Here is a 17,700-nt window from a genome sequence, read left to right as displayed (position 1 = left end):
TTTTTAATCTTTAATTCTTAGCAAATTGACTAAACAGGGAGCAATTTTAGAGAGGGGTAAAATCCAGTCTACTTCAACATTTGCGATCGCTGACGCTGGCATGGTCGGGCACAGAGCTGAAGCCGGTTCCTCCACAAATGTCAATCCTCCTTCAGCTTTAATTTTTGCCAGCCCTTTACTACCATCCGAATTCGCTCCCGTTAAAATTATGCCGATAACTTTCTCCCCAAAGGCATCCGCAGCAGACTCAAACAGCACATCGATTGATGGCCGCGCGTAGCAGACAGGAGCCTCAGTTGATAGTGCAAATGTAGGAGTTCCGCGATTGGGGATTGGGGATTTTGAATTATGGATTGACTCCACTGCCACGCTCCCCCATTCTGTAAAGTTGTTTTGATACAGGCTAAACTCCTCCTCACAGGGAGATTCTATTAGCAAGTGATAGTCAGCGGGAGCCAAGTAAACCCGTCCAGGTGCGATCTCCTCTTTGTCTTGGGCTTCTGTGATTTGGAGAGAGCTTTGCTGTTGTAAAACATCCGTAAGCCTATTCTGAGAACTCTTATGGCGGTGTTGGACAATAACTACAGGCAAAGGAAAGCTTTGTGGCAAATCTGCCAGCAGCACAGTCAGAGCCTGCAGCCCTCCCAAAGACGTGCCCACAACCACTATTTCAAAAATTTTTTTATTTAACTCTTCGGTAGAGTTTGTCACTACTTTCAATTGGTTCATAGTATTTTTCATAAGGTGTAAAAGTCAGAGACTCCTGGTGTCCTAGTCCTAAAACTCCAAACATTCCCAGGCTCTCATAAAAAAGCTTGTGTACCCGCTCTTGGAGGTGTGAATTGAAATAAATCAGCACATTACGGCACAAAATAACATTAAATTCATTAAAAGAATTATCCGTTGCTAGGTTATGGTGAGCAAAGACAATATTATCTTTAAGTGAAGAGCGAAAAATCGCATTTTCATAGGCAGCAGTGTAATACTCAGAAAACGCTTTCTTGCCCCCCGCTTGGTGGTATAGTTGCGTATATTCTTGCATTTGCTTCAGCGGGAAGATCCCTGTCTTGGCTGTTTTCAAAACTAATTCATTCATGTCCGTAGCGTAAATCCGACAACGGTCGTACAGTCCTTCTTCTTGCAGCAAGATTGCCATAGAATAGACTTCTTCTCCCGTTGAACATCCAGCGTGCCAAATCCGAATAAAAGGATAAGTACGCAGCATTGGCACCACTTTATTTCTGAAACTAATGTAAAAGCTAGGATCGCGAAACATCGCCGTTACATTGACAGAAATATCCAGCAGTAAACGATCTAGGTAAGCAGGATTGTGAAGTACCTTTTCTTGAAGTGCAGAGACAGTGGTGAGCCGTTCCGAGCGAATAGTGTTCCTAATACGGCGCTTGAGAGAGGCAAGAGCATAATTACGAAAATCAAATCCGTAATAGCGAAACATTCCCTCTAGTAGGAGTTGAATTTCGATTGTTTCAAGTTCATGGCTTTCGGACATTTTTAATTACTAATTGGTTATTGGGCATTGTTGGCTGCTCACTAATGACTGCTGACTGTTGACTGCTCACTAATGACAACTGCCAACAGTCAACAGTCAACGGACTTGTATTATCGATAAAGCCAGACACGCAGCAGCGAGAGCAACTGTTCCGTGTCCACAGGTTTGGTAATGTAGTCAGACGCACCAGCTCCGATACATTTTTCCCGATCGCCCTTCATAGCTTTCGCAGTAAGAGCAATCATTGGCAACGAAGCAAATTGAGGCATATTACGAATAGCTTGCATTGTTTCGTAACCGTCCATCTCTGGCATCATCACGTCCATCAACACAATATTTATGCCAGGGGTATTTTGCAATTTAGCAATGCCCTCTCTGCCATTCTCAGCATACACAACTTCCATTTTATGGCGCTCCAGCATACTTGTGAGGGCGAAAATATTCCGCATATCGTCGTCAACAATCAAGACTGTTTTGCCCGCGAGCGTCGAATCTGTTTGATACAGTTGCTCTAGCATTTGGCGCTTTGGTTCCGGCAAATTTGCTTGGACTCGGTGCAAAAACAAAGCGGTTTCATCTAACAAACGTTCCGGCGATCGCACATCTTTAACAATGATTGTTTCCGCCATGCGCTTGAGTTGAGTTTCTTCGGATCTTGTCAAGTCTTGGCCCGTATAAATAATAAGCGGCAGACTTTTCAAAGTAGCCTCTTGCTTGATCTGCTCGATCAGTTCAAAACCAGTCATATCTGGTAGTCCCAAATCGAGTACAACGCAGTCAAAATGCCCGGATTTCAAAGTGGCTAGCGCCTCTGCACCACTCCCCACAGCCGTTGTAGAAACATCGTGATTGCCGATTAAATCCACAATGCTCAGACGCTGTGTTTCGTCGTCTTCCACGACTAGCAAATTCTTCACTGGCCGCTCCACAAAACCCTTAATATCAGTCAAAGCTTTGCTCAAGGCTTCGCGACTGACAGGCTTTTGTAAGTAGGCGATCGCCCCTAACTGCAAACTGCGCTGCCGCCCTTCTTCAACTGATACAATGTGAACCGGAATGTGGCGCGTACTTGGGTCGTGCTTCAAGCGATCGAGCACTGTCCAGCCATCCATCACAGGCAAATTTAGATCCAGCATAATCGCAGTTGGCTTGAACTCTCGCGCCATCGCCAAACCAATATCGCTCCGCAAAGCCACCAAACCTTTAAAACCCTGTTCCTGCGCCATATCCAACAGAATTCGAGCGAAGTTTACATCATCCTCGACAATCAACAGCACGCGATCGTCACTCTCAATATTTTCTCGATCATCAGAGATTAAAGGTGAGGGGTAAGGCGCGATCGGCAAGTGGAAATTCGGCAAAGGAAGTGCGGGAGAATTAGCAGAGGGTAATTGAGGCGTTTGCTTGCCCGTTCCCGCTCCCGTATCAGTGATTATTATTCGCGATTCTTGGTAAGTTTGTGGCAGATAAAGCGTGAACCTACTACCCTCACCAGGGCGACTTGTCAATTTAATTTCTCCGCCTAGCAAATTAGCGATTTCTCTACTAATTGACAAACCCAAACCCGTGCCCCCGTATTTGCGGCTAGTGCTACCATCTGCTTGTTGGAAAGCCTCAAAAATAACCCTGTGTTTTTCAGCAGAAATCCCAATCCCGGTATCGCTAACTGAGAAAGCCAAAACAGTAGGGGAACTCCTTAAACTTTCTATCTCTAAACTCCACCCTTCCCGCGCTACTTCCGCACGCAATTTCACCTCACCTCGCTCTGTAAACTTAAACGCATTAGAGAGGAGATTCTTCAAAACTTGTTGCAGCCGTTTAGCATCAGTATAGAGACCTTTTGGCAACCCAGCCTCAAGCTCTATTTTAAAACTCAACTTCTTATCCTGGGCGATTTGGCGGAAAGTCCGATCCAAATGATCTCGCAAGTCCGTAAACAACACTTGCTCAATTTCCACCGACATCGTGCCCGATTCAATCTTAGCCAGATCCAAGATGTCATTAATCAGCCCCAGCAAATCATTTCCTGCCGAGTAAATTGTGCGCGTGTATTCAACTTGCTTGAGAGTCAAATTGCCTTCAGTATTGTCAGAAAGCAATCGAGCCAGAATCAACAGCGAATTTAGCGGAGTTCGCAACTCGTGAGACATATTTGCCAAAAACTCCGACTTATACTTAGAAGTTAGAGCCAACTGTTCGGCTCTTTCTTCCAACAACCCCCTCGCCTGTTCGATATCTCGGTTTTTCCGCTCAACTTCCTTATTTTGCAGCGCTAGCAATTCAGCTTGTTCTTCTAGTTCTTCGTTCGTTTGTTGCAACTCTTCCTGCTGACTCTTTAACAGTTCCTCAGATGCGCGGAGTGACTGCGCTTGTTGTTCGAGACGCTTGTTAGTTTCCGTTAGTTCTTTTTGCTGAGTTTGTAACTCTTCTGCCAAAGACTGTGACTGTTTCAGCAACTCTTCCGTCCGCATACTCGCCGCAATTGTATTTAAGACAATGGCGATACTTTCTGTAAGTTGGTCGAGGAATGTCAAGTGTATTTCGCTGAATCGGCGGAACGAAGCTAACTCGATTACTGCCGTCACTTGTCCCTCAAATAATACGGGTAAAACCACCACATTCAGCGGCGTAGATTCTCCCAGTCCCGATCCAATTTTAACGTAGTTTTCCGGTACTTCGGTCAACAGTATCCGTTCTTTTTCCAGGGCGCATTGTCCTACCAAACCTTCGCCTAAATGGAATCGATTTCCTAACTGTTTGCGTTCGCGGTATGCGTAGGTACTTAACAGTTTTAGAAACGGATCGTGCTCGACAGATTCCATCATAAAGAAGACGCCATGCTGAGCAGACACCAGCGGCGTCAATTCTGAGAGAATTAGTTTAGAAACTGTTTCTAAATCCCGCTGACCTTGTAGCATTCGAGTAAACTTAGCAAGGTTTGTTTTCAGCCAATCTTGCTCAGTATTTTTCTGCGTAGTCTCCCGGAGATTGGCGATCATCTGGTTAATGTTGTCCTTAACGATCGCAACTTCTCCTTCCGTGGCGACCGAAATTGACCTCGTTAAATCGCCTCTGGTAACAGCAATTGCCACTTCTGCGATCGCCCGCAACTGAGTAGTCAAATTCGCCGCCAATTCATTCACATTATCCGTCAAATCTCGCCACGTCCCCGCCGCGCCCGGAACCTTCGCCTGGCCGCCCAATTTCCCTTCAATTCCCACCTCCCGCGCCACGGTAGTAACTTGATCGGCAAACGTCGCCAGCGTATCAATCATCTCGTTAATCGTATCTGCCAGAGTCGCAATTTCTCCCTTAGCTTCCAGCATTAATTTGCGCTTCAAATCGCCATTCGCTACCGCCGTCACAACCTTAGCAATACCCCGCACTTGCGCTGTCAAATTCCCCGCCATCGAGTTTACATTGTCGGTTAAATCTTTCCAAGTTCCCGCAACTCCTTTCACCTCAGCTTGACCGCCCAATTTACCCTCAGTTCCCACCTCCCGCGCCACCCGCGTTACCTCAGAAGCAAAGGAATTAAGCTGATCCACCATCACGTTAATAGTGTCTTTCAACTCCAGAATTTCGCCTTTAACATCTACGGTGATTTTCTTAGACAAATCGCCATTGGCCACCGCTTTCGTCACTTCCGCAATATTCCGCACCTGCGCCGTCAAATTCCCCGCCATCAAGTTTACGTTGTCGGTTAAATCTTTCCAAGTTCCCCCTACACCCCGCACGTAAGCTTGCACACCTAATTTACCTTCCGTTCCTACTTCTCTCGCCACCCGCGTTACTTCAGATGCGAAGGAACTCAACTGATCCACCATGATGTTAATCGTGTTTTTCAGTTCGAGAATTTCGCCTTTAACATCTACTGTAATTTTTTTGGATAAATCGCCATTTGCCACCGCCGTAGTCACTTCGGCAATGTTACGCACTTGTGCTGTTAAATTCCCCGCCATCGAGTTAACTGAATCCGTTAAATCTTTCCAAGTTCCGGCAACTCCTTTAACTTCAGCTTGCACACCTAATTTCCCTTCCGTCCCCACTTCCCTAGCAACCCTGGTTACTTCCGAAGCGAAGGAATTTAACTGATCCACCATCGTGTTGACGGTGTTTTTTAACTCTAGAATTTCACCCTTAACATCTACAGTAATTTTCTTCGATAAGTCGCCATTTGCCACCGCAGTAGTAACAGCCGCAATATTCCGTACTTGCTCTGTCAAACTACCCGCCATAAAGTTAACGCTATCCGTTAAATCCTTCCAAGTTCCTGCTACGCCTCGCACATCCGCTTGACCGCCGAGTTTACCTTCGGAACCCACTTCCCTAGCAACCCTGGTTACTTCAGATGCAAAGGAATTAAGCTGATCCACCATCACATTAATGGTGTTTTTCAGTTCTAAAATTTCGCCTTTTACCTGTACCGTAATTTTTTTAGATAAGTCACCGTTAGCAACAGCAGTCGTCACCTCAGCAATGTTGCGGACTTGTGCTGTTAAATTCCCGGCCATTGAGTTAACTGAATCCGTTAAATCTTTCCAGGTTCCTGCTACTTCTTGCACTTCAGCTTGCACGCCTAATTTCCCTTCCGTTCCCACTTCCCTAGCAACCCTGGTTACTTCAGATGCGAAGGAATTTAACTGGTCAACCATCGTGTTGACGGTATTTTTGAGTTCGAGAATTTCCCCTTTAACATCTACGGTAATTTTCTTAGATAAATCGCCCTTGGCCACAGCGGTTGTCACTTCAGCGATGTTCCGCACTTGTGCTGTCAAACTGCCTGCCATGAAGTTAACGCTATCTGTTAAATCCTTCCAAGTTCCGGCAACTCCTTTCACCTCAGCTTGACCGCCTAGTTTGCCTTCGGAACCTACTTCTCTCGCCACCCGCGTCACTTCAGATGCGAAGGAATTTAACTGATCCACCATGATGTTAATAGTGTTTTTTAACTCCAGAATTTCACCTTTAACATCTACTGTAATTTTTTTAGATAAGTCACCATTTGCCACAGCCGTCGTCACGTCGGCAATGTTCCGTACTTGTGCGGTAAGATTGCCGGCCATTGAGTTAACTGAATCCGTTAAATCTTTCCAGGTTCCTGCAACTCCCCGCACTTCAGCTTGCACCCCTAATTTGCCTTCCGTTCCTACTTCTCTCGCCACCCGCGTTACTTCAGATGCGAAGGAACTCAACTGATCCACCATGATGTTAATCGTGTTTTTCAGTTCGAGAATTTCACCTTTTACATCTACTGTAATTTTTTTGGATAAATCGCCATTTGCCACCGCCGTCGTCACTTCGGCAATGTTACGCACTTGTGCTGTTAAATTCCCCGCCATTGAGTTAACTGAATCCGTTAAATCTTTCCAGGTTCCAGCAACTCCTTTAACTTCAGCTTGGACACCTAATTTCCCTTCGGTTCCTACTTCCCTAGCCACCCGCGTTACTTCTGACGCAAAGGAACTCAACTGGTCTACCATTGTGTTAACAATTTGCGCTGTTTGGAGGAATTCTCCTTTGAGGGGTCTGTCTTCTATTTCTAACGCGATGGTTTGCGATAAATCTCCTTTTGCTACGGCCCGAATTACTCTGGCGGTTTCAGAGGTTGGTTGCACTAAATCTGTAATTAGGGTATTGACAGAGTTGACGCTAGCTGCCCATGACCCCTCGGCGCTGCCGATGGTGGCCCGCTGGGCGATTTTGCCTTCTTTACCGACAACTGTGCCGATGCGATCGAGTTCGGCCGCCATTCTCTCATTGAGCTCGATAATGTCGTTAAGTTCGTCAGCAATTTTCCCCGCTAGACCGGTCTGGTCTATGGGCATCCGAACTGAAAAGTCCCCTTTTTTGACTGCCACTAAGGTTCTAAGTAACTGTTTGGCATAATTATTGGAATTGGGGCTGGTTATCTGTGCAGTTGACATGAGCGTTACCTTTGACGAGTTTGAAGGGGAAGGGGGGAATATTTTTGAGATTATTGATATTATCCAACTAAAGCAGTGTCTGATTGCTTCTGTCGAAAGATGGATGACAAATTGCTGTTTATCAGCTATTTTGTTATTGGTTATTTTATACTGGTTAGCAAACTCTTCTTGCTAACGAGTTAATTGTGGGGTGTCAGGAACAAGCCCGAAAGCCTGTTCCACCCTGTTCCACACAGAGTGAATTTTATTGTAAGGCGGGCAGGATGCCGGCCCTACAGATTATCAACTGCGATTATTTCCAATTTTGCCACGAACTATTGAAAATAGAAGTACCCGGAAAGGCGATCGGATTGGCATTTTGTTGCAACCGCAACTGCAATACTTCCAAGTTCGGCTCGCGGGACGGCAATTCGTCCACTAATTCATAAGGTAGAATCCCTTTTTCCAAGGAAAAAGCAGCCGTAACTCCCGCCGCCGCACCGGCAGACCATTCAAAAGAATGCACTCGATAAGCAGCGGCCGCTGTGTGGCTAACAGCAATACTTTTACCCGCCACTAACATATTGTCAATTTTCTGAGGAATCATTGCCCGCAGCGGAATTTGGAAGGGATAAGCTTGCCCTTGACCTTTGCGAGTACCTTCGCGTTCGGTATTTCCCGGTGCTTCCGGCGGACTGTTGGTCATGCAGGGGTGAAAGTCGATCGCATAATGACCAATCCCCACAGAATCAGGATAAATCGTAGCGCGCGATCGCGATTTTGTAGCCTCAACAGATTGACTTCCCACAGCCAAAGCCGGCGCATTCAAACCACCCACAGCTAACCACAAATTCCGATACTCTTCCTCCGACAAATTCTGGCGATAAAAATCAGCCGTAAAGTCAGTGCGAGACATATCAACTTCCCACACAGTAAAACCTTGAGGCTGATTAAAACTCGGCCGCCCAATAATACGTCGGCCCTCCCGCATATAAGGATATTTAGAAAGTCCGTGCACCGTCCCCATCGGCGAATCCAACCCGCTCAAAAAACGATTGTTTGGATTAGGCTTTTTGACTCCCTCTCCTAGCTGCGAGTCAGTAGTTCCTGTTACCAGCCAGTAGAAAAATCCTTTGGCATTTTCTTCTCCCTTACGCAAAGTTTCGGTTCGCAAACCGCCCATCCATTCCCCCGGTTGCAGTTGACCTGCTGCTTCCAACTGCGGGCGAGAATAAATTAAATTATCCTCAGCAGAACCGGGACGATAGTCATTGCCCCAAGTCCAGTTTTGCATCGAAATATCCCCCGGATAAATCGGGAATTGCTTCGGGTCTAAAGGTCGCTTTTCATCCGGTCTCATGGTCCTGATTTGGCGGTAGCTGAAAACTAAGGGAAAGCTCGCCAATCTCTGCAATTCGTAGCTGTAGTAAGGAGCGTATTGTTGATAAAAAGACGGCACTTGATGCTGCTGCGGTTCCTTCGTTGCCTCCATCGCAAAGGTGTAGGTAAAACCTTGAGTGCAGTAAGGGTCGCCGGTTGGGCTGGCGGAGGAAGGTTCCAGAGGGGAACGCGGGTCAATTCCGAGGCGGTAGGGAACATCGGCAAGTCCGATCAATTCACCTGTTTCAGTGGCATCTACAACGTACCAATCAGCACCCCCTTGTAAAGGGGGGGAACTTGTGGCATTCCCCACAATTCTGGGGTTAGGGGGGGTTCCAGATGATTTAGAAATAAACCGAATAATAGTTTTATTAAATCGCGGAGAATTTTCGTAGCGATAGGCATCTTCGATAGTTTGAGAAAGAGTTTCGGTGTTGAGTGGTGGGGTGTTGGCGGCGGGTTTGTGTTGAATGGCGATCGCACTTTTAATTTGTTGACCCCCAACCGTATTCCCCGCCACAGCAGGAGTAATTGCTAGTTCTTTAATAACCGTATTGGGAAACCATTTCAGCGTGCCTTTGCCTTTTCTAGCGGCATCCTGCAAGATGTTAAAGAGAATTTTGTGACCGTCGTAGGGCATGAAACACGAATAGCTAACCCAACAGCCTCCGGGATTTAGCCGGCCGTAATGTTCCTTGATCCGCTCCCGCAATTCTAGGTAGCCACGGGGGTAAAATAAGAGCGATCGCTGAGTATCTCTTTCATCGAGTGCGGAAGTTCCCTGGGAGGAAATTTGACCGCCTACCCAATCAGTAATTTCAGTGAGGCAAACTGTGCGCCCCGCCAGCAAACCTTCGTAAGCGGTAGCAGCCCCTGCGAGACCACCGCCTGCTACTAGAATGTCGCAAGTTTCAGCAGTGTCGGGATTGCGGGGAGGTGCAGCAAATACTGGCGAAATGCTCCCCATCGCGGAAATTATGCCGAGGGTGAGGCTAAGGATCGATCGACCTTTGAGCAAAAATAGATACTGTCGAAGTTTCATCGGAGATTGTGGAATTAATTTTGACATAGCGCGAAAAACACTCATCCCATCTAAATGTTTATTTTGCAGTATACTGGTATTTCGCGCTGTTGTCAGGGAAAACTTTTTTAGAGAAGAGGCATTAATACCAGCAACAACTATTGAACAGCCGGATGAACCTTATGCTCAAGATAGTAAAATTTTTTAGGTTATTTATTCCTTTTGAGACTTTAACAATTACCACCAGTTTAACTTATTCGGAAGTTTTACGCAGGTTGGACGAAGTTGTTACTCCTCCCAAAGTTTTTAGAATAATTCTACCCTTTGGTCAGCCCCCTGCGAAACCCTATGAAGGAACGATTTATGGCAAAAAATTCAAAATTAATCGCATCATCATCGGTAGACATTTATTGTTCCCAATTATACAAGGAGATATACATAATCAACAGTTCGGTTGTTCCATCAGAATTAGGATGAGTTTACATACAACAGTTATAGGATTTCTGATTCTGTGGCTGTGGACAACTGGCAGTATTGGAATGTTTTCTTTATTTGCTTGGTTAGTCGAACCATCCGTGGGAGCCATATTTTTACCAATTTTAGGAATGTTTATTTTTGGCTGGCTTTTGTGCTTGATTCCATTTAAGATAGAGGCAAAAGCAGCTATAAAGTTTTTGTCTATTCTCTTAACATAAAGTAATTTATTACAACCATATTTGAGCTGTATTATTAAAAACAATCTGGCTTCATCTGCGGTAAAAAACAACTAAACTTTCCGGGATTACCCATGCGTCAAAACAAACTCAAACAAAAAATTAAACAAGGCGAAACAGTCCTCGGTTTATTTATGAACTGCGCTTATCCCGCATTCATGGAAATCTGCGGTCACGCTGGATTTGATTTCGCCGTTATCGATATGGAACACGGCCCCCTGAACCCGCTTGCTGCTGAAGATTTGTGTCGCGCCGCCGACTGCACCGGAATTGCACCGATTGTTCGTGTCCGCAAAAACGACGGGCCGCAAATTCAACGAGCTCTCGACATCGGCAGTGCAGGAGTTCAAGTACCTCAAATTGAAAGCAAAATCGATGCCGAAACCGCTGTCAAAAGTGCTAAATACAGTCCTCTGGGCACGCGAGGCCTTTCCTTTGCTACGCGGGCAGGACTTTACACCGCTGCAGGTACAAATATCACCGATCAACTCAACGAAGAATCCTTAGTTGTGATTCATGTCGAAGGCAAAGGCGGCATCGACAACCTGGCAGAAATTGTTACTGTGCCAGAGGTGGACGTGATTTTTCTGGGGCCTTACGATTTGTCACAGTCGATCGGCATTCCCGGGCAAGTCCGCGATCCCCGAGTCATCGACATGATGCAAGAGGCAGTCCAAACCATCCGCAAAGCAGGCAAAGCCGCCGGTACTTTTGCCGAAAACCCCGAAATCGCCCAGCAGTGGATTGATGCTGGCGTTCAGTACGTCGCACTTGGCGTCGATGTTGCCGTTTTCCTGCAGGCCTGTCAGTCGCTGGTGAAAGCAGTCAATCGATTTTAGATTTTAGATTGGGGATTTTGGATTAAAAGAAGAACCAGCCCCCAATTCATCTTGTCGTCTTTACGATATCTTTGCAATTTTTGTAGTGTTTTTTACGACACATACAAAAATCCTGCGCTAGAGTAGAAGCATACACCTCCTCCAGGCAAAATTAGGGAGGGGAGCAAGGCTTCAGGGAGTAAAATCTATGAAAACCGTATTAGAATCCATTCATTTGGATTATGCCTTCATGTTTACTTTCAAAAAAGTAAACTCGATTAAGCTAGAAGGCTTCAAGGAATTTTTTGACGATATGCCTGTTGATCCGTATGTGAAAGGTAAGTATCGTTCGAGAAGATTATCGCGGTTTGCAGTCAACGGAAATGAGTTAGTTAAGTTACCTCACGGCTATTTGTATCAAAGCAAAACATACAATCCGCTAGTGGGTGATATCAGGCGGGAATTTGCCGAATTGGACGATCGGCTAATTGCCCTCGATAATTTCAAACAGATGATTTTTGCTTTTTTCGATTCCTGCAAAATTCACCCGGAAGCTGAAATCGGCATCCATCAAATCAGGACGACTTGTTCGCCAAACAATTTCGGCAACCCCGCACCGGAAGGCATTCACCAAGACGGTACTGACTTTATCGGGATTTTCTCGGTTGACAGAACTAATATTGTAGGCGGGGAAACGCATTTGTACTTGGCTAAAAAAGAGAAGCCTGTTTTTAATAAAGTTCTGCAGCCAGGGGAATTGCTGTTAGTTAACGACCACGAGTTTTTCCACTTTACTACACCGATTAAACCGGAATCTGAAGGGGTGGGAACCAGGGATGTCTTTGTGCTGACTTCTCCGAGTTTGCTTTGCGATTGAGGATACAGTCTGGGACGAATAACCTAATGAAGTAGGGTGCGTACTCCGCACCTTACTTCGATTACCGATTACTGCATCTCACAGAGCACCTTTTGGTTTCGCCCCCACCCATCTCGATCGTGGTTAATGCTTGGGAAAATCAATTCCTGAAATTGATATTCCTTCCATCTTCTGCACATATCGTCCTTGAGCAGCTAGACATTCTGCCATTTTTTTAGCTTGTATGGGTTGACTCCTTGGATCGGGCGAGATACCTCTATACTCCCATGTACCGCGAATGTCGCCAGAAAATGCTTTTCCATTGTTTTGTAATACAAGCTCTGTGCCAGTTGCATCAATATAGTATTTCCCATTTTCCAAAGACACGCTGCTAATTGTGATAGATTCGACTCCTTTGTAGGGATTTGCAGGGCCATCGACGATCTTGATGCAGATTCTATTGTTTTGATGTGCAATCTCTCTACGGGAGTTATTGAACATTGTTCCTTGAGCGTAGTAAGCTCCTGTGGGTAGAATTGTAGAGCCCTGTGGATTACTTTGAGCAGATGACAATGATGAGATTGACAGAAGGATAGAACTAACAATTAGTGTTTCGATAGCTAAAATTTTCATTTGCAACAAAACTCCATTAAAATTGTTTTTTCAGATTCTACACGATCGCAGATGCTCTATAAACTTCTCTAGAGTGCTGGCAAAAGTAAAATTTACCCCCCGCAAGTCGCCCCTTATTAAGGGGGGAAACAAGAATAATCTTGCCTCCTCCCCTGATTCAAGGGGAGGGTTGGGGTGGGGTTCTTTGTATTTTTGCAAGAAATCTAATCATGACTCAAGTCCTTACTACAAACCTTTCGTTAGTAGTGAGGACTTTATTCGTCTTTCTGGCCTTGAGTCAATCATGACTAAAGTCCTGACTACAAACCTGCGTATTTTCCTAAAAAACCAGGTTTATGCGTCTAACAACTCACAGATAAATCTTATCGAAACTTCCGTTCAGATTCTTGAATGGGAACATCATTAATGCTAGCTTCACGTCTTCGCATTAACCCATTTTCTGCAAATTCCCACTGTTCATTACCATAGGCGCGATACCAGTAGCCAGAATCATCGTGCCACTCATACTCGAAGCGAACAGAAATCCGATTATCTGTAAAACTCCACAGTTCTTTCTTTAAACGGTAATCTAATTCTTTTGCCCATTTTCGTCTTAAAAAAGCCTTGATTTCTTCCCGTCCGCTGAAGAATTCGGCACGGTTTCGCCACTGAGAATCTTCCGTATAAGCTAAGGCTACTCGTTCTGGATCGCGGGTATTCCAGGCATCTTCAGCAGCTTGAACTTTGGCTTTAGCCGTTTCCAACGTAAAGGGCGGTAGAGGTGGTTTAGTTTCCATCAGGTTTGTTTTTTGTGATTAAAAAAGATCGGGTGCGGGATGCTCGCGCTACAGAGAGAGTTTTGGGAATTTGATATCAATCCTCAGCATCGGGATCAATTCCCATTGCTCGCAGTCGATCGGCTAACTGGGTAACTTTTCGCTCTGCTTGTTCGGCTCTTTCCCGTTCTTGCTCGGCTCTAGCCCGCTCAATTTCAACTTGTTCGGAGCCAGTTAACAGCAAATTTCCCTGGGAATCCCACCACCGCAGCCAAAGCAGTTCTTGATTTTGATAGCTTCCCTGCCAAAGTCCCAATTCTACATCTAATACAGGAATGGGATAGTGACCGCGTTCGTTTGGCTCCATCCTTCGATACACAAAATCTATCAGGTGATAGACTTCTAAATTGCCAGTTCTCATTTCATAAATACCGTAGTAAGGAATGCGGATAATTCTCTCGTACACCCAAAACTTACCCGGTTTAGTGGTGGTACCATCGGCGGCCACAGTCAAGGGAGTACGATCGCGCTCTTCATCTCCATTACCGCTAGCAAATTCTAAAGCAATGAACGGAGCCATGTGTTCCCGCCAAAGTACATAAGAACGGCGAAAACCGTCAAGTGTTGCGGGTACATTCGGCACGTAAAACCAATCCGGTGCTTCTGCGCCTCGCTCTGGCGGGTCAGTTTCTCGCCAGTAAATGCCGCAATCTTGCCCGATCGCATATTGTCCGTCTGGATGCAGCCGCTCTACAACCGGCCCGATCGAATCTGTCAGAATGATGCTCTGGGGATGCTCCTGAAAATTTTTCACAAATGTACCGTCTTCGTCTGGCAATTGGGTATGATCGGGGAATGCAGGAGGCAGACCTGTAGCAGTTATTGTCTCGTTCATCGTCGTTTTCCGTGCAGTTATTGTTAATTGTACTGCGAAATTTTAGAGCAAGCTGAGTTGAGACTTTAGCTAATATTAGCTAATATGGAAAAGCGATCGTAAAAGGTAAGTCAAATGGTTGCCGCAATTTCTAAAGCAGGATTGGGTACAGGTGCGGCTTTCCTGTCAAACGTGACATGGGAGACTCTAGAAAAGTTGGATGCAGATTTGGCCCAAACTGGGGCGCATTTAACTTATTTGGACGGGTGTTTAGAAATTATGGCTCCTTTTTCTGAGGAACATGAAGAATCTAGAAACACTTTAGATCAGCTTTTAGAGATTTATATGCGGACGAAAGACATTCGTTTCTACGGGCGCGGTAGTACAACTATCGGGATGAAGGAGTTGGGTGCACGGAAAGAACCAGATGAGTCTTATTGTTTGGGTACGCGCAAGTCGGTTCCAGATTTGGCGATCGAGATAACAGTTACAAGTGGTGGAATTGATACGCTGGAAATCTATCGTCGGGTGGGTGTGCGGGAGGTTTGGTTCTGGGAGGATGGGGTAATTTCGGTTTATTGCTTGCGTTCTACGGGGTATGAGTTGGTGAGTAAGAGCGAACTTTTGCCGGAGTTGGATTTGCGATCGATCGAGTTTTATTCGCGGATGGCGGATCGATATGATGCGGTGAATGCTTTTATGCGATCGATGTAGAAGTTGAGAAGTGCGATCGATGTTACAGTTTGATACTGCTAGGATTTGACTTGGATTGAATGTATTGTTGAAATACAGGATTGAGTAAAAATAGCGCTCCCACTCCTACTTGTACTTTTTCCAGTAAGCCACGCCGCGCTAAAGATTGTATGGCTTGCCAAAATTCTGATTTAGATAACTCAATATCGGCAGGTGCTTGGGAAATATCTACCGCTTTATCTTGACTTGCTAACCAATGGCTCACCTTTTTTTCTGACTCCGATAAACGCTCTAAGTGAGATTCTAACATGGTTTCTAAGTCACCTAAATAAATATCATTGTTATCTGTTAAAAACCGGGAAGCGCTACCGTCAAAGAATTCTAAAATTGTTGAAGCTATGATATTTAACCAGGAAGGATGACCTTGATAAATGGCGATCAAGTCTGACCATTTTTCCTCATCTGCTAATCCTTTTTCTCTGAGAATTTCTGCCGATTCTTCCCCTAACCCTTTGAGGTGTAAAGTTCGTGCAGGTCGATTTAGTGCTTCTAAAGCAGTAATTTCTCTGGGTTGTTCCCAACTGAGGATAATTAAACAACTCTGATGAGAGGATGTGGCAATTTGTTTAAAAAATTTGCCATAGTCTTCATAGCCTGCTAAATATTGACCTGCTAATTGACTGCTTTTAAAAATATTCTGTACGTCATCAAGGATTACTAAACAGCGAGAAGATCGAAAATAATCGATGACTGTGGGTAATGGGGGTTGTGGCGATCGCCCAAAAAATTGCTTGAGTTCGGTTTGGAGGGTTGAAAGTGTGGGTGTGTCAGCGAGGCTTAACCAAATAATATAATCAAATTCGGTTTGAATTTGTTCGATGAGTTTGAGGGCGATCGCACTTTTGCCAATTCCACTTAAGCCGTAGATGGTAATCAAGCGGGTATGGGCTTGTAATATCCATTGTTTGAGGGTGGAGAGTTCTGAGGTGCGATCGTAAAAGTAAGGGAGTTCGGGTGCGTCTGTTAAATCGATTATGGGCGATCGGGCTTGATTTTGGGGAGATTCAGGGGGAAAGGGCGATCGTGCTTCTGCATTTTTAATATTTTGTATAAATTGACCACAAATATTAATATCAATTTCTTGTAAGAAACTGTCGCCCACTTGGGACGATTGAGAAATTTTATGTCTTTTTTCTAAATTAGAACGAAAATTAAATTTATTGAGGTCTTCTCCTAATTCCTCACGCAACTTTTCCCATAACTTCGCCGCTTCTTTTTTAACGTGAGATTCACTGCAATTAAACTCTTTAGCTATTTGAGGATATTTCTGTCTTTGCCAAACACCCGTCACTATTGCTTCCTGTACGGGTGTGAGATGTTCTCCAGTTTTGTCAACAATCAAATTATTCATCCATTGTACAACATCTTCAACATTCATACGTCAGCGTTGAGCGAGGTTTAGTGTACTATATTCTACCAAATCCTACTTTGTCAACTGACTTCTACTGATTTTTACTAAAATTGGTTCAGTTCAATTATAAAAATTGTGTACTAAATGCGACCGTTTTGAGTTGTCATATCGGAGTGAAACGTACAAAATAAAATTATGGAATAAAACATGAGCTAGCTTAACCAAATAGAGGGAGAATTTTATGTCTAAAACAACTAGGTTCCCTGATAAATTTTATCTTTCTTTTATGGGGCGTAACCAAGACGAATTAATGACTTCGCTCAAAGAAAGATTAGCAGCAAATAGTTGGAAAGAAGCTGATGAGCTGACCCGAGCTTTAATGTTCAAAATATCTTCTAAACAATATTATGAATATTTACATTTAGATGTTGATAATCTCTCCGCTCAAAAAATTAATGAGATTGATCGATTATGGCGAGACTCTAGTAATTCTTACTTTGGTTTTAGCGCACAAAAAGCAATCTATAACCAGGGAAATTATCAACAATTTATTAGAAATGTAGGTTGGTATAAAGGAGATTATTGGTTAAACTATGACGATCTATTTTCGTGGGAAACTGCACTAAAAGGACACTTACCTTACTGTGGATGGCATTTTTGGCAAGCCCTATGTACAGGTGAAATGCTCCATCAAACTCACTATCATCATGCACCTCATGGACATGGTTCGGGTCAAGGTGGCTTGTCTAGTGGCTTGGCTCTGGGAGGATTGGCACTTGCTCTACCTTGGGTAGCTGCCGCAGCAGCAGCGACAACGGCTGGTTATTTGATTTATCGTGAAGTAACTAAAGAAGAAAGAGAAGAGAAAGAGAGATTAAAAAGAGAAGAAGAGAAAAGAGAAAAGGAAAATAAAGTCCAGAAAAATATTGCTACTCTCTTGGCTTTAGTTAATTAAAACACCACTGAAAATTACTCAATCGGATAATTTTTACCAGCAAGTAGTAGGGTATGTCACGTTGCAATTTTTCACCAAAACGATTAATTATCCCAGGTGACACACTCTAAATTTGTTGGCAATCAAATTGCGATCGCCCATCCCCTACCATACCCAGTAGCAGAAGAAGATCGCT

At 44.6% G+C, this 17,700-nt stretch carries 13 protein-coding genes; 5 read left to right on the top strand and 8 right to left on the bottom strand.

Translation table 11 applies throughout. From position 1 onward, the window contains the following. Nucleotides 1-3: 3 nt before the first annotated feature. The 4 genes from QUA10_RS00730 to QUA10_RS00715 form a co-directional block, all read right to left on the bottom strand. A complete protein-coding gene (locus QUA10_RS00730; RefSeq protein WP_333080700.1) occupies nucleotides 4-729 on the bottom strand; it encodes a chemotaxis protein CheB in 726 nt (241 codons plus the stop codon). Continuing rightward, entirely contained in the window at nucleotides 683-1,510 is an 828-nt protein-coding gene (locus tag QUA10_RS00725) for a protein-glutamate O-methyltransferase CheR (protein ID WP_333080699.1), read from the bottom strand. Before QUA10_RS00725 ends, QUA10_RS00730 begins: the two co-directional genes overlap by 47 nt. Before the next feature lie 110 nt (nucleotides 1,511-1,620). Beyond that, nucleotides 1,621-7,437 carry a HAMP domain-containing protein gene (locus QUA10_RS00720; RefSeq protein ID WP_333080698.1) on the bottom strand — a complete coding sequence of 1,939 codons (5,817 nt, stop codon included), beginning with the start codon at nucleotides 7,435-7,437 and terminating at the stop codon, nucleotides 1,621-1,623. Between the two features lie 292 nt (nucleotides 7,438-7,729). Then, the gene (locus QUA10_RS00715) at nucleotides 7,730-9,838 is read right to left on the bottom strand and encodes an FAD-dependent oxidoreductase (RefSeq protein WP_333080695.1); all 2,109 of its coding nucleotides are present in this window, start codon (nucleotides 9,836-9,838) and stop codon (nucleotides 7,730-7,732) included. 161 nt (nucleotides 9,839-9,999) lie between these two features. Between QUA10_RS00715 and QUA10_RS00710 the strand changes: the two genes are divergently transcribed. From QUA10_RS00710 to QUA10_RS00700, 3 genes are all read left to right on the top strand, one after another. After that, complete coding sequence (locus QUA10_RS00710; protein ID WP_333080694.1) at nucleotides 10,000-10,512, top strand: hypothetical protein; 513 nt, start codon at nucleotides 10,000-10,002, stop codon at nucleotides 10,510-10,512. 92 nt (nucleotides 10,513-10,604) lie between these two features. Then, a complete protein-coding gene (locus QUA10_RS00705; protein ID WP_333080693.1) occupies nucleotides 10,605-11,369 on the top strand; it encodes an aldolase/citrate lyase family protein in 765 nt (254 codons plus the stop codon). A gap of 187 nt (nucleotides 11,370-11,556) precedes the next feature. Further along, a complete protein-coding gene (locus QUA10_RS00700) occupies nucleotides 11,557-12,225 on the top strand; it encodes a 2OG-Fe dioxygenase family protein (RefSeq protein ID WP_333080692.1) in 669 nt (222 codons plus the stop codon). A 123-nt stretch (nucleotides 12,226-12,348) separates the two neighbouring features. Here QUA10_RS00700 and QUA10_RS00695 read toward each other — a convergent pair whose 3' ends face one another. The 3 genes from QUA10_RS00695 to QUA10_RS00685 all read right to left on the bottom strand — a co-directional run bounded on the left by QUA10_RS00695 (nucleotide 12,349) and on the right by QUA10_RS00685 (nucleotide 14,487). Then, nucleotides 12,349-12,837 carry a hypothetical protein gene (locus QUA10_RS00695; protein ID WP_333080690.1) on the bottom strand — a complete coding sequence of 163 codons (489 nt, stop codon included), beginning with the start codon at nucleotides 12,835-12,837 and terminating at the stop codon, nucleotides 12,349-12,351. A gap of 362 nt (nucleotides 12,838-13,199) precedes the next feature. Beyond that, nucleotides 13,200-13,613 (bottom strand): nuclear transport factor 2 family protein, encoded by a 414-nt coding sequence (locus QUA10_RS00690; RefSeq protein WP_190657739.1) that lies wholly within the window; start codon nucleotides 13,611-13,613, stop codon nucleotides 13,200-13,202. Between the two features lie 76 nt (nucleotides 13,614-13,689). Beyond that, a complete protein-coding gene (locus tag QUA10_RS00685) occupies nucleotides 13,690-14,487 on the bottom strand; it encodes a Uma2 family endonuclease (protein ID WP_333080689.1) in 798 nt (265 codons plus the stop codon). A gap of 114 nt (nucleotides 14,488-14,601) precedes the next feature. Between QUA10_RS00685 and QUA10_RS00680 the strand changes: the two genes are divergently transcribed. Then, nucleotides 14,602-15,180, top strand: a complete 579-nt coding sequence (locus QUA10_RS00680; protein ID WP_333080688.1) for a Uma2 family endonuclease — start codon at nucleotides 14,602-14,604, stop codon at nucleotides 15,178-15,180. A 22-nt stretch (nucleotides 15,181-15,202) separates the two neighbouring features. Here QUA10_RS00680 and QUA10_RS00675 read toward each other — a convergent pair whose 3' ends face one another. Then, nucleotides 15,203-16,597, bottom strand: coding sequence for an ATP-binding protein (locus QUA10_RS00675; RefSeq protein WP_333080687.1), 1,395 nt, complete (start codon nucleotides 16,595-16,597; stop codon nucleotides 15,203-15,205). A 214-nt stretch (nucleotides 16,598-16,811) separates the two neighbouring features. Here QUA10_RS00675 and QUA10_RS00670 point away from each other — a divergent pair, with 214 nt between their 5' ends. Further along, on the top strand, nucleotides 16,812-17,525 hold the full coding sequence (locus tag QUA10_RS00670; protein ID WP_333080686.1) for a GUN4 domain-containing protein: 714 nt from the start codon (nucleotides 16,812-16,814) through the stop codon (nucleotides 17,523-17,525). Nucleotides 17,526-17,700 lie beyond the last annotated feature (175 nt).

Origin of the sequence: Microcoleus sp. Pol8_D6, assembly GCF_036700965.1 — a bacterium.
GTDB lineage: Bacteria > Cyanobacteriota > Cyanobacteriia > Cyanobacteriales > Microcoleaceae > Microcoleus.
This window is presented reverse-complemented; position numbering and strand designations above follow the sequence as displayed.